The following is a 13,705-nucleotide window of genomic DNA, read 5'->3' as shown; positions in this document are numbered from 1 at the left end:
CACGACCCGCACGTCGAATCCGGCCCCCCTCGCGGAGCGAACCGGCACGCCTCTTACTTCCCTAGATCATCATGTGTTACGAAGAGCTATGCCCGCTGCCACGGAACCCTCCCGCACCTACGACGCCATCATCGTCGGCGGCGGCCACAACGGCCTCGTCGCGGCCGCCTACCTCGCCCGGGCCGGCCGCACCGTACTGGTCCTGGAGCGGCTGGGCCGCACCGGCGGCGCCGCCGTCTCCACCCGCCCCTTCGCCGGTGTCGACGCGCGGCTGTCCCGCTACTCCTACCTGGTCAGCCTGCTGCCCAGGAAGATCGTCCGCGACCTCGGCCTGGACTTCCGCGTCCGCGGCCGCACCGTCTCCTCGTACACGCCCGTGGAACGCGACGGCCGGCCGACCGGGCTGCTGGTCGGCGGCGGTGAGCGGCGGATCCGTGAGGCGTTCGAGCGGCTGACCGGAGGCAAGACGGAGTACCAGGCCTGGCGGCGGTTCTACGCCATGACCGGCCGGGTCGCCGAACGCGTCTTCCCGACGCTCACCGAACCGCTGCCCGCGCGCGAGGAGCTGCGCCGCCGCATCGACGACGAGGCGGCCTGGCGGGCGCTGTTCGAGGAGCCGATCGGGGTGGCGATCGAGGAGAACTTCACGGACGACCTGGTGCGCGGGGTCGTCCTCACGGACGCGCTGATCGGCACCTTCGCCGACGCCCACGACGCCTCGCTGCGCCAGAACCGGTGCTTCCTCTACCACGTCATCGGCGGCGGCACCGGCGCCTGGGACGTGCCGGTCGGCGGCATGGGCGCCCTCACCGACGCGCTGGCCGCCGCCGCGCGCTCGGCGGGCGCGGTGCTCGCCACCGGTCACGAGGCGGTACGGATCGAGACGGACGGGAGGGCCGCCGAGGTCGCCTACCGCACCGCCGACGGGGAGGGCGTCGCCGCCGCCCGGCACGTCCTGGTGGGCGCCTCCCCGCAGGAGCTCGCCGCGCTCGCCGGCGACCCGGCCCCGGAGCCCGCCGAGGGCGCCCAGCTCAAGGTCAACATGCTGCTCAAGCGGCTGCCCAGGCTGCGCGACACCGCCGTCGACCCGCGCGAGGCGTTCTCCGGCACCTTCCACATCGCCGAGGGCTACGGGCAACTGGCCACCGCCCACGCCCAGGCGGCGGCGGGCCGGCTCCCCGCGGCCCCGCCCTCGGAGATCTACTGCCACTCCCTGACCGACCCCACCATCCTCGGCCGTGACCTGGCCGAACGCGGCTACCAGACGCTCACCCTCTTCGGCCTGCACACCCCGGCCCGGCTCTTCACGGCCGACAACGACGCCGTACGTGACGAACTCCTCAAGTCCACCCTCGCCCAGCTCGACGCCCACCTCGCGGAGCCGATCACCGACTGCCTGGCCCTCGACGCCGACGGCCGCCCCTGCATCGAGGCGAAGACCCCCCTGGACCTCGAACGCGACCTCCGCCTCCCCGGCGGCAACATCTTCCACCGCGACCTCTCCTGGCCCTACGCCCAGGACGGCACCGGCCGCTGGGGCGTGGAGACCCGGCACGCCAACGTCCTGCTGTGCGGGGCGGGCGCGGTGCGCGGGGGAGGGGTGAGCGGGGTGCCGGGGCACAACGCGGCGATGGCGCTGCTGGAAAAGCGGGACGACTGACCCCGCACGTCAGCGCAGGCGCACCCCGCCGTTGATGCCGAACGTGGCACCGGCGACGTATCCGGCTTCCGCCACCGCGGGCTTCTCGACGGCCGCGGGTGCGACCGCGTCGACGGGCACCCCGGGGCCGGACGGAGGGCCGAAAGGGTGCGGGCGCCGGACGAGGGGGCGCAGAGAGATCCGACCGGGAATCGGCAGCGGAATCTGACGGAGCATCAGAAAACCTCTTCCGTCGGCCGCGCGACTGCGGCATCCTGCGCCCATGCAGACGGAGCTGAGCAAGACCCTGGGAGTCGAGCACGCCGTCTTCGGCTTCACGCCGTTTCCCGCCGTGGCCGCGGCCATCAGCCGGGCCGGCGGCTTCGGAGTGCTCGGCGCGGTCCGCTACACCGCCCCCGACGACCTCAAACGCGACCTCGACTGGATCGAGGCACATGTCGACGGAAAGCCCTACGGGCTCGACGTCGTCATGCCCGCCAAGAAGGTGGAAGGCGTCAGCGAGGCCGAGGTCGAGGCGATGATCCCGGAAGGGCACCGGCAGTTCGTACGGGACACCCTCGCCAAGTACGGCGTGCCCGAGCTCGCCGAGGGGGAGGCTTCCGGCTGGCGCATCACCGGGTGGATGGAGCAGGTCGCCCGCACCCAGCTCGACGTCGCTTTCGAGTACCCGATCCGGCTGCTCGCCAACGCCCTCGGTTCCCCGCCCGCCGACGTCGTCGACCGCGCCCACGACCAGGACATCCTCGTCGCCGCGCTCGCCGGCAGCGCCCGGCACGCCGTGAAGCACCGGGACGCGGGCATCGACATCGTCGTGGCCCAGGGCTACGAGGCCGGCGGGCACACCGGCGAGATCGCCACCATGGTGCTCACCCCGGAGGTCGTCGACGCCGTCGCGCCACTGCCGGTGCTGGCGGCGGGCGGAATCGGCAGCGGGCAGCAGGTGGCCGCCGCGCTCAGCCTCGGCGCCCAAGGAGTGTGGCTGGGCTCCATGTGGCTGACCGTCACAGAAGCGGACCTCTCCTCGCCCGCCGTGACCCGCAAACTGCTCGCCGCCGGCTCCGGCGACACCGTCCGCTCCCGCGCCCTGACCGGCAAACCGGCCCGCCAGCTGCGCACCGAGTGGACCGACGCCTGGGACGACCCGAACGGCCCCGGCACCCTCCCGATGCCCCTCCAGGGCCTGCTCGTCGCCGAGGCCCTCACCCGCATCCAGAAGCACGAGGTCGAGCCCCTGCTCGGCACCCCCGTCGGCCAGATCGTCGGCCGGATGACCGGCGAACGCAGCGTCCAGGCCGTCTTCGACGACCTCACCCGGGGCTTCGAACAGGCCGTCGACCGCATCAACCGCATCGCCGGAAGGAGCGGCACGTGACCAGTACGCCCCCCGCCGGATTCTGGGCCCAGGCCACCCGGGACCCCGACCGCACGGTCCTCGTCGCACCCGACGGCGAGGAATGGACCGCAGGCCGTCTGCACGCGGCCGCCAACCGGCTCGTCCACGGACTCCGGGCCGCGGGCCTGGAACGCGGGGACGCCTTCGCGGTCGTCCTGCCCAACGGTCCCGAGTTCCTCACCGCCTACCTGGCCGCCACCCAGGCCGGTCTCTACCTCGTCCCGGTCAACCACCACTTCGTCGCCCCGGAGATCGCCTGGATCGTCGCCGACTCCGGCGCCAAGGTGCTCCTCGCCCACGAGCGGTTCGCCGGCCCGGCCCGGCACGCCGCCGACGAGGCCGGCCTCCCGGCCACCCACCGGTACGCGGTCGGCGCGGTCGAGGGCTTCCGGCCCTACGCCGAACTCCTCGACGGACAGCCGGAGTCGGCACCCGCGGACCGCGAACTGGGCTGGGTCATGAACTACACCTCGGGTACGACGGGCCGTCCCCGCGGCATCCGCCGCCCGCTGCCCGGCAGACTCCCCGAGGAGGCCTACCTCGGCGGCTTCCTCGGCATCTTCGGCATCCGCCCCTTCGACGACAACGTCCACCTGGTCTGCTCGCCGCTCTACCACACGGCGGTGCTCCAGTTCGCGGGCGCGTCCCTCCACATAGGCCACCGTCTGGTCGTCATGGACAAGTGGACCCCCGAGGAGATGCTCCGCCTGATCGACGCACACAGGTGCACCCACACCCATATGGTCCCGACCCAGTTCCACCGCCTGCTCGCCCTCCCCGAGGATGTGCGCGCACGCTATGACGTCTCCTCCATGCGGCACGCCATCCACGGCGCCGCCCCCTGCCCGGACCACGTCAAGCGCGCCATGCTCGACTGGTGGGGCCCGAGCGTGGAGGAGTACTACGCGGCCAGTGAGGGCGGCGGCGCCTTCGCCACCGCCGAGGACTGGCTGAAGAAGCCCGGCACGGTCGGCAAGGCCTGGCCCATCAGCGAACTCGCGGTCTTCGACGACGCCGGCAACCTGCTGCCGCCCGGTGAACTCGGCACCGTCTACATGAAGATGAACACCGGTGGCTTCGCCTACCACAGGGACGAGGCCAAGACGAAGAAGAACCGCATCGGCGACTTCTTCACCGTCGGCGACCTCGGCTACCTCGACGAGGACGGCTACCTGTTCCTCCGCGACCGCAAGATAGACATGATCATCTCGGGCGGGGTCAACATCTACCCCGCCGAGATCGAGTCCGTGCTCCTCTCCCACCCCGCCGTCGCCGACGCCGCCGCCTTCGGCATCCCGCACGACGACTGGGGGGAGGAGGTCAAGGCCGTCGTCGAACCCGCCCCCGGACACGAGCCGGGCCCGGAACTCGCCGCCGGGCTCCTCGCCCACTGCGCCGGACAACTCGCCGGCTACAAGTGCCCCAAGACCGTCGACTTCATCGCCGAGATGCCCCGCGACCCCAACGGCAAGCTGTACAAGCGGCGGCTGCGGGACCCGTACTGGGAGGGGCGCACCCGGCCGGTGTGACCAGGGCCCGGTGCCTCAGGGCCTCAGGGGTGCGGGCGGTGCCGGGCCTCCAGGAACCCGGCGAGGCCGGCGGCGTCGGTGCCGAGCTTGCGGTAGACGCGGGACAGCAGCTGCCGCACGCCCTGCTCGGTGAGGCGCAGCTCCTTGGCGACCACGGCCACCGGGTGTCCCTGGACGGTCAGTTCGGCGGTGCGCAGTTCCTGCGCGGTCAGCGTGTCCGCCTGCGGGTAGCGCAACGGCAGCGGCCGCATCCCGGCCGCCGAGAGCTCCTCCCTGGCCTGCGCGGCGAGCGCCTCGGCACCGCAGTGGACGGCTCCTTCCAGCCCCTGGTAGAGCCGGTCGGCGGCCTCCTGGAGCCGGCCGTTGCGGGACAGCGCGGCGCCGTGGCCGATCTGGGCGCGGGCGAGTTCGTAGGCGGCGGGCGACTGCTCCAGGTGTTCGACGGCCTGCGCGTACAGGTCGACCGCCGCCGGCCCGCCGGTCACCTCGGCGAGGGTGTGCAGGGCCTGCCCGACGGCGGAGGCGGCACCGAACTCCCGGGCCCGGCGCAGGGCTTCCTCGGCGTGGCCGACCGCCTCCTCGGGGGCGGAGGGGGCGAGCGCGGACGCGAGCCGCAGCTGCCACGGGCACCAGGCCGGGTTCCGCCACCCCCGCGCGTCCAGCCAGTCCCCGACCGTGGACAGCAGCCGCGCCGCCTCGGCGTGCCGCCCCTCGGCGAGGAGCAGTTCGGCGTAGACGGTGCGGGGGTCGGGGTAGATGACGGCGTTGACCGGTGTCTCGCCGAAGTGGTGTCCGTCGGCGAACGCGCGCGCGTCGGAGGTGCGCCCGCGGGCCAGCAGGGTCTTGATCAGAATGCTTATGCCGAACCACTGGGCGGCCACGACCCCGTCCACCTTGTCGGCGATCCGCAGTCCCTCCCGTACGGCGTTCTCGGCTTCGGCCAGGCTGCCGCGCCGGTAGCGGATGTATCCGGCGATGGTCTGGCCGAACGCCAGGTGGGAGCCGTGCCAGCCCTTGGCGAGGCATTCGGCGATCCCCTGGCCGAACAGCTCCTCGGCCCGTCGCGGCTGGTCGCCGTACATGAACACCAGGGCGACGGAGAGGGGTACCTCGAACCCCCGGTTCTCGTCGGTCCAGCTCATGCCGCCGCGCAGGGCCTTGTCCGCGTACCCGAGGGAGGTCTCTCTCGGTTCGCCGCGCATGGCCGCGTCCCAGGCCCGCAGTCCCAGGATGTAGCGTTCCTCGAGGCTGCGGCCGGGCAGTTGCTCGGCCAGGCGCGCCAGCGTCCGGGAGCGGGTGGGCGAGTCACGGTCGTCCGGGCGCACCATGCTCCAGACGAACTGATCGGCCTGCATACGCAGTTTGACGCGCGGGTTGGTGGCCTGCCGTGCCTCCTCGGCGGCCACGTTCACGGCCTCGGCCAGCTGATCGGTGTGGGCCATGGCCGTGGTCAGCCGGTAGACGATGGAGGCGCGCAGATCGGGGTCGACGTGGGGCTGGGCCAGCGCCTGGCGCAGATGCCGCACCGTGGCGGTGGGCTCGATCAGGAACGTGGCGCAGGCGAGTTCGTGGAGGACGGCGGCAAGGTCCTCGGGCAGGGGAGGTTCCTGCAGCGCGCGGGTCAACAGGCGCCGGGCCGCCTCGGTGGCTCCGGCGCGGAGGTACTCGCGGGCGGCCTCGCGCAGACACGTGACGGTCTCGGGACGGTCCTCACAGGGGACTTCCAGCAGATGCCGGGCGGCCTTGGTGGGGCCGTATCCCGCGGCGAGGACGGCCTGCGCCGCGGTGTTGTGCAGACCGGTCCTGAAGCCCGTGCGGATGGACCGGTAGATCGTCGTGGCGATCAGCGGGTGAACGAACTCGAGCTCGCCCTCGTGGCCGTGGCCGTCGGCCAGGATCCGGGCCGCGCGCAGCTTCTCGATCGCCTCGCCGGCGGCCTCGTCGCCGAGCACGGCGATGGTCGCGGCGAGCTCCGGCGAGAAGGGCGAACCCAGTACGGCCGCGGTCTGCGCGAAGCGCACGGTCGTGGTGCCCAGCCGTTCCAGACGTTCGATCAGTCCCGGGCCCTTGATCGCTGCGGCCAGCTCACGCATCGCGGGCAGGTCGCCGTCGGTGCCGCGCAGGTTCCGCTCCGCGAGTCCGATGGCGAGTTCCACCGTCTCGAAGGGGCTCCCGCCGGTGGCCGACCAGCATTCCTTGCAGAACCCGTCCTCGGCCCCCTCCCCGACCTCGCTCCTGACGATCTGCGTCACGCCCTCGGGAGTGAGCACCGCCAGGTTGTGGGGGCGGTTCCCGTGGTCTCCCACGAGCGTGCGGAGTCCGCCGGCCTCGGCCGGCAGCTCGTCGGACCGGTAGGCGACGACGATCAGCAGGGGGAGGTCGTCGACCCGTGGCGCGAAGGAGGTGAGCCAGCTCAGTGACTCGGTGTCGGTCCAGTGGAGGTCGTCCAGGAGCAGGACGATGGGAGCCTTCTTGACCGCGAGGCGCGTCATGACCCAGTCGAGACCTTCGCGGACTCCGGTCGGGTCCGGCGCGGGGGCGGGTCCCGTCGCTTCGAGGCCGAGCACGGCGGCGACGGTGTCGTACCAGCTGCCCAGGAAGACGCGGCGCTCCGCCTCGTCCATCCTCGCCAGCGAGGGCTGCATCAACTGGCGTACCACGCGGAACGCCGAGCCCTGTTCCGTCTCGCTGCCTCTGCCCGACAGCACGGTGAACTTGTGCGCCATGGCCCGGGCGCGTGCCTCCGTGAGGAGTGCCGTCTTGCCCAGTCCGGTCGGCCCGGTGAAGGCGAGCAACCCTTTGCGTCGTGCTCGCGGCATGCCGCCCGTGGTGCGCCGCAACTCCCGGAACGCCGCGTCGAGGGCCAGAAGTTCCCGTCGGCGTTCGACCAGGTTCTCTTGGTCCGTGACCGGTTGCCGCGGCTCCGTCGCCATATGCCGTACCGCTTTCTTTCGTTCGGCTTCTTTCGTTCGGCCCGGGGAGAGCCGAGCGTACGCCTTGTCGCGGTGCGGGCAGGCCGGACTGAGTACTATCGGGTGAATCATGAACTGCAGAAGGGATAATGTCCGCGCTCCGGGTAAGAGGCCCTGATAGCCACCACCCGGGAACGCGGTCGCCGGAGTTCATCGAGCGCCTAGGGCACGGCGGGCACCGACGTCACGTCCGCATACCGCGGTACGGTTCGGGACCAGTGGTAACACCCGCGGATCCAGCCGATCATGCCCTCCACATATCCGACGCCCGCGGGGCTCAACTCCGGTTCGAGCTCCGCGTGGAGCCTCTGGAACTCGCGGATCGTGCTGTTGATCTGCTGGATGGCCAGGACGACAGCGGCCTGCAGGGAGCAGTGGTGTTCGCGCTGCCGGGCCAGGGCCAGGTTGATCACCTCGCCCGCGCGCTGTTCTTTCACGGCGGAGAACAGGTCGGCCGTCCAGACCGCCGCGTCGGCCGAGAGCCGGCTGAGTTGCCGTACGGCCGGATGGTGGAGTTCCGCGGGGGACAGCTCGTCCGGTGTTGCGGCCTCGTACAGCGGGTAGAACGGCTCGACGCCCGCGGTCAGCGACCGTATCGAGGTGCAGTCTCCGGTGCGCAGGGCGACGGGATGTGCCTGGGCCACCGCTTCGTACAACAGTCCGTGCACGTATTCGCGGCTCTGCCAGGCCCAGCGTGCCGCCTGTCCGGGTGTGCACCGTTCCCGGACCTGCCGGTGGAGGTCGGTCAGTGCCGCTCCGAGCGGTGTGCTGGGTGCCCGGCCGTCCCGCAGGATCGCGATGCTCTCGCAGAGCATGGGCACGAGCCCGGCCGGGGAGCGCCGGCCGATGACTTCCGCCCGGTCGTCGAAGACGAACTGATAGGCGATCTGGTGGGCGATGATGCTCAGGAGCCCGGGATCCACGGCGGGGCTGGTGAAGGATGCGAGCTGGGCAGGGCGAGTACGGGCGATCATCGCCGCCACACCCGGTTCGGCCGTCAGCCCCCACTTACTCAACCATGACTCCACACTGGCCGAGGCCGCGGGTTCATGGGGGTTGCGCCGGAACGGAAAGGGCATGTGCAGGCGGATGTCGATGAGGTCCTTGAGACTGGCTGCCGTCTGTCCGCCCGCTACGCCGAACGTGATTTCCTCATGCGTTGTCGACACTGTGGTCACCTGCCGATCGGGATTCCGGTGCCTGTCGGGTGCATACCGCGCGGCGGGTGAGCGGAGCGCGGGACGATGGCGCGTCTGCCGGCCCGTGCGAACGCGTCTCACAGGTCATGACCAGCGAGCGCGGCCCCAGCGTGATCGCCGGGCGCGGTGTCCGTGCGACGTACCCGGGCAGATGGCGCAGTCGCACGCGGCCGGCGATGGTCGCGAGCGCCACGGTGACCTCCACCATGGCGAACTCGTCGCCGAGGCATTTGCGGTTGCCCGCGGAGAACGGCATCATCGCGCGCCGCTGTCCGGCGGTGGGCCGCCCCGGCAGCCAGCGGTCGGGGTCGAAACGTTCGGGGTCGGGGAACGACGACGGGTCGTGGTGCAGGAGGTAGGGGCTGTAGAGCACGGTGGCTCCCGCGGGCAGCCGGCGTCCGGCGAGCTCCGTCTCCCGGGTGGTGACGCGGGTGAAGAGCCAGCCGGGGGACGAGTGGCGCAGCGTCTCGGAGACGACGCACCGGGTCCGGACGAGGTCCGGCAGATCGCCGGGGCCGGGCCGTCGGCCGCCCGGGAGGACGGCGTCGAGCTCGGCGTGCAGGTTCTGCTCGGCCTCCGGATGGCGGGCCAGCAGGCTGAAGGCCGCGGCCAGGGACAGGGCCGAGGTCTCGGCGCCCGTGAGGAGCAGTGTGATCAGGTGGTCGTGGATCTCCTGGTCGGTGAGGGCCGCCGCCCCGTCGTCGCGGGTGGCCGCCAGCAGACTGCCCAGGACGTCGTCGCGGGCGGGGCCCCGGCGGCGCTCCGCGATCACCGTGTCGATGACGGCGTGCAGACGGGCGAGTGCGCGCCGGTAGCGGCGGTTGGCGGGGGCCGGCAGCCGGAACAGGGCGTCGACCGGTACGACCGTGCGGACGAACAGGCCGCGGACGACGTCGGCGAGACAGTCCCGCACCTGGGCGGCGGCCGTGTCGTCCAGTGAGCCGGAGAGCAGGACCCGGCTGATCACGCGGGTCGTGAGGGTCATCGCCGCCTCGGTGACGGGAACCGGCCGGCCCGCCTGCCAGCCCTCGCACACCGACTCGGCCTCCTCGGCGACGAGTTCCGTGTACGCGGGGGCGTGAGACGGCCGGAAAGCGGGCTGCAGCAGTCTGCGTTTGTCCCGGTGCGCGGGCTGACGGCAGGTCACCAGTCCGTCCCCCATCAGCTTGCCCAGCCGGTCGTAGAGCGGGCCCCCTTTGTCGAAGGTGTGCGGGTCCATGAGCACCTCGTGGGCCAGGTCCGGGTGGCACACCATCCAGGCACGCTGGGGGCCCAGCCGTATCTCGACCAGATCCCCGTACGCGGGCAAAGAATTCAGAAACGCCAGCGGCCGACGGTATAGGGAGATAGCGTGACCGAGGAGTGGGAATATGCCGGGAGCAGTACCTGTCGTCCACATTCGTTTTTGTTCAGGCACAGCACCATTCATGGAAACCTCCTGCCCAGTATGACGCGTGAAATGAGCGAACCTGTCGAGGCTCTGACAACCCGAGACAAGTCCTGCCCAGTTCAACCGTGCCCGGGTTTCCGGAAACCTTTCTCCAAAGGGGCGCACAGGGGCACGCTGAAGCAAAAAGCGCAGGGGATGAACGCCTCTTGATGCAGGGGGCATCGATTGTGATTCCATGTGGCACTCCAGTGCGGTCCCGCCCCGTCCGGCCGTCGCACCGCGAGCGGTGTGAGGGAGGAGGCGGCCGAGCGGACCCACGGGTTTTCGGCGCTCGCCTCCCCGGTCGCTTGACCTGTCCCGGCGACGGGCCGAGGATCATGAGTCATGACGCAGGGACAGGGCAGCACGGTGGACGGGGTGCTGCGGCGCAGCGCCCGGCGCACTCCCGCGCGGGTGGCGGTGCGGTACGGCGAGCGGCGGTGGACGTACGAGGAACTCGACGACGCCGTCTCGCGCGCGGCGAGCGTACTGCTCGGCCAGGGCCTCGTCCGCGGTGACCGGGTCGGCACCTACGGACACAACTCCGACGCCTACCTGATCGCCTTCCTCGCCTGCGCCCGCGCCGGCCTGGTCCACGTCCCGGTCAACCAGAACCTCACCGGCGACGACCTCGCCTACATCGTGGCCCAGTCGGGCAGCTCCCTGGTCCTCGCCGACCCCGACCTCGCGGGCCGGCTCCCCGACGGCGCACGGTCGCTGCCGCTGCGGGACGCCGACGGCTCACTGCTCGCCCGGCTCGCGGACGCGGCGCCGTACGACGGGCCCGAACCCCGTACCGAGGACCTGGTGCAGCTGCTGTACACCTCCGGGACCACGGCGCTGCCCAAGGGCGCGATGATGACCCACCGGGCGCTGGTGCACGAGTACCTGAGCGCGATCGCCGCCCTCGACCTGAGCGCCGGGGACCGGCCCGCGCACGCGCTGCCCCTCTACCACTCCGCCCAGCTGCACGTGTTCCTGCTGCCCTACCTGGCGGTGGGCGCGACCAGCATCATCCTCGACGGGCCGGACGGCGACACCCTCTTCGACCTGGTCGAAGCCGGGGACGTGGACAGCCTGTTCGCGCCGCCCACCGTGTGGATCGGACTGTCCAACCGGCCCGACTTCGCCACCCGCGACCTCGGCGGACTGCGCAAGGCCTACTACGGCGCGTCGGTCATGCCGGTGCCCGTCCTGGAGCGACTGCGCGAACGGCTGCCGAAACTCGCCCTGTTCAACTGCTTCGGGCAGAGCGAGATCGGGCCGCTCGCCACCGTGCTCGCGCCCGAGGAGCACAAGGGGCGGCTGGACTCCTGCGGCCGCACCGTCCTGTTCGTGGAGGCACGCGTGGTCGGCGAGGACGGCAAGGACGTGCCCGACGGCACGCCCGGCGAGATCGTCTACCGCTCGCCACAGCTGTGCGAGGGCTACTGGGAGAAGCCCGAGGAGACCGAGGAGGCCTTCCGGGACGGCTGGTTCCACTCCGGCGACCTCGCGGTGCGCGACGCCGACGGCTACTACACGATCGTCGACCGGGTGAAGGACGTCATCAACTCCGGTGGCGTCCTGGTCGCTTCGCGGCAGGTCGAGGACGCCCTCTACAGCCACGAGGCGGTCGCCGAGGCCGCCGTGATCGGCCTGCCCGACGAGCGGTGGATCGAGGCGGTCACGGCGGTCGTCGTACCGCGCGGCGAGATCGACGAGGCCGGGCTGATCGCCCATGTGAAGGAGAAGCTGCCCGCCTTCAAGGCACCCAAGCGGATCCTGTTCGTGGACGCGCTGCCCCGCAACGCCAGCGGGAAGATCCTGAAGCGGGAGCTGCGGGAGCGGTTCGGCCCCGCCTCGTGAGGCCCCGGGAGGCGGCTCTCACCATGCCCCGGGACCCGGCTCGGGTACGGACCCAAGAAGTCCGGCTCCATACCTTGCGCGGCTGCCGGTGCCACGTCCGCCGTTCACCGGTGGCGTGCACATAGCAGACATGCGCTGCTGCCTCCCCGTCCCCCTCGGCGCACTCGCGGGCATCCCCGGCCCCTGCGAGCTGCTGCGCTCCGGCTTCCTCCTCGCACCCGCCCTGCTCCGGCCCGCCACCGCACCCCGCCCCCGGCACCCCGGCCCGCTCACCGCCGTCCACCTGGAACTGGTCACCCTCACCGAGGACCGCGCCGTCATCACCTGGCACACCGCCCTGCCCGGCACCGACGACGGCACCGGCCGGATGCTGCCCGCCGTCACCGAGGGCGAGGTCGTCTACGGCACCCACCCGGCCCGCCTCAACCGCACCGCGGGCGAGGACCGTCCCACCGCACACCACCACGTCGAACTCACCGGCCTGGAACCCGGGCAGACGTACTACTACCAGGCCCGCTCCCAAGGCGTGCCCGCCACCCCCACCGCGCTGCACCTGGTACGCGGCAACGCGGCCGGCACCTCCCGCCACGGCCTCGGCACACCCGGCGGCCCCTACTCCTTCACCACCCCGCAGCCCCCGCCCGGCCGCCACCTGCTCTCCCTCGCCCTCTGCAACGACCTCCACATCGGCGAGAGCGTCGCCGGCCTGGTGGCCGGAGTCCCCTTTCTGCGCGGAGTGGCGCAGCGGACGGGACAGACCCCCTACCCGGAGCTCATGGGCCGGGCCGTGGTGGACGAGGCCCGCCGCCGCGGGGCCCAGCTGCTGCTGGCCGCCGGTGACATTTCCGCCGGCGGCGGACCGCGCGACCTGGCGGAGGCCAGACGGATCCTGGACGGCTTCGGCACCCACCATAGGGACTACTTCGTGGTCCGGGGCAACCACGACCGCGGCGCTGGCGAGGGCGACACCTTCCACCGGGTGTTCGGCGGACCCGACCGGCCCGGCTGGTTCGAGCACGACGTGGGCGGACTGCGGATCATCGGCCTGGACACCTACGACAAGCGCGGGAACGGCGGTGACGCGGGCGGCCTCGGCGCCGAGCAGCTGTCCTGGTTCCGGCGCCGGCTGCGGGCCCACAGGGAACAGCCCACCCTCGTCTTCGGCCACCATCCGCTGACCGTACGGGAGGCCCTCTTCCCGGTGAGCCCGGCGCAGCGCCTCGGCCGCCGCCAGGCCCGCGCGATCCTCCGGGCTTACGCCGACGCCCCGGGTGTGTTCCTCCACCATGTGGGCCACACCCACCGCAACAAGCGCACCCATGTGCCTCTCGCCCCGCAGGTGACGTTGCAGGAGGTCGGCGCCGTCAAGGAGTACCCCGGCGGGTTCTTCCTGCTGCGGATCCACAGCGGCGGCTACGCGCTCAACTTCTTCCGGGCACGCGCCGCCGAGGCCCTGGAGTGGAACGAGCGCAGCCGCCGCCAGGCCGGGGGACTGTGGCCCTACCACGCGCTCGGCCGTACGGTCGCCGACCGCAACAGCGTGGCCGTCCGCGACCTGTCCGGCATCGGCCGGCTGCTGCCGCCGTCGGCGCAGCCGCATTCCTCCCAAGGGATGACGGCCGTCCCGAACCCCCGCCTGGATGTGGCCTAGAAGAAGGGCGCCTCCGTAGCGTGG

9 protein-coding genes are annotated in these 13,705 nt (G+C 72.0%); 5 read left to right on the top strand and 4 right to left on the bottom strand.

Annotated features, from left to right (window positions below):
- Positions 1–88: 88 nt before the first annotated feature.
- Positions 89–1,660, top strand: coding sequence for a phytoene desaturase family protein (locus SSP29_RS23860; RefSeq protein WP_089102790.1), 1,572 nt, complete (start codon positions 89–91; stop codon positions 1,658–1,660).
- Positions 1,661–1,669: 9 nt separating this feature from the next.
- Here SSP29_RS23860 and SSP29_RS23855 read toward each other — a convergent pair whose 3' ends face one another.
- Positions 1,670–1,876 carry a hypothetical protein gene (locus SSP29_RS23855; RefSeq protein WP_089102789.1) on the bottom strand — a complete coding sequence of 69 codons (207 nt, stop codon included), beginning with the start codon at positions 1,874–1,876 and terminating at the stop codon, positions 1,670–1,672.
- Positions 1,877–1,922: 46 nt separating this feature from the next.
- On the opposite strand from SSP29_RS23855, the gene SSP29_RS23850 reads away from it, so the two are divergent.
- Positions 1,923–3,032, top strand: coding sequence for a nitronate monooxygenase (locus SSP29_RS23850; RefSeq protein WP_089102788.1), 1,110 nt, complete (start codon positions 1,923–1,925; stop codon positions 3,030–3,032).
- Positions 3,029–4,582, top strand: a complete 1,554-nt coding sequence (locus tag SSP29_RS23845; RefSeq protein WP_089102787.1) for an acyl-CoA synthetase — start codon at positions 3,029–3,031, stop codon at positions 4,580–4,582. Before SSP29_RS23850 ends, SSP29_RS23845 begins: the two co-directional genes overlap by 4 nt.
- Before the next feature lie 23 nt (positions 4,583–4,605).
- Here the strand turns inward: SSP29_RS23845 and SSP29_RS23840 are convergent, their stop codons facing one another.
- The 3 genes from SSP29_RS23840 to SSP29_RS23830 form a co-directional block, all read right to left on the bottom strand.
- Complete coding sequence (locus SSP29_RS23840; protein WP_089102786.1) at positions 4,606–7,515, bottom strand: ATP-binding protein; 2,910 nt, start codon at positions 7,513–7,515, stop codon at positions 4,606–4,608.
- Between the two features lie 200 nt (positions 7,516–7,715).
- Positions 7,716–8,633 carry a (-)-alpha-amorphene synthase gene (locus tag SSP29_RS23835; RefSeq protein ID WP_089102922.1) on the bottom strand — a complete coding sequence of 306 codons (918 nt, stop codon included), beginning with the start codon at positions 8,631–8,633 and terminating at the stop codon, positions 7,716–7,718.
- A gap of 73 nt (positions 8,634–8,706) precedes the next feature.
- A complete protein-coding gene (locus SSP29_RS23830) occupies positions 8,707–10,152 on the bottom strand; it encodes a cytochrome P450 (RefSeq protein ID WP_089102785.1) in 1,446 nt (481 codons plus the stop codon).
- A gap of 375 nt (positions 10,153–10,527) precedes the next feature.
- Here SSP29_RS23830 and SSP29_RS23825 point away from each other — a divergent pair, with 375 nt between their 5' ends.
- Positions 10,528–12,030 (top strand): acyl-CoA synthetase, encoded by a 1,503-nt coding sequence (locus SSP29_RS23825; protein WP_089102784.1) that lies wholly within the window; start codon positions 10,528–10,530, stop codon positions 12,028–12,030.
- A 115-nt stretch (positions 12,031–12,145) separates the two neighbouring features.
- Entirely contained in the window at positions 12,146–13,681 is a 1,536-nt protein-coding gene (locus SSP29_RS23820; RefSeq protein WP_150134782.1) for a purple acid phosphatase family protein, read from the top strand.
- Positions 13,682–13,705 lie beyond the last annotated feature (24 nt).

Source organism: Streptomyces hyaluromycini, from assembly GCF_002217755.1.
Lineage (GTDB): Bacteria > Actinomycetota > Actinomycetes > Streptomycetales > Streptomycetaceae > Streptomyces > Streptomyces hyaluromycini.
This window is presented reverse-complemented; position numbering and strand designations above follow the sequence as displayed.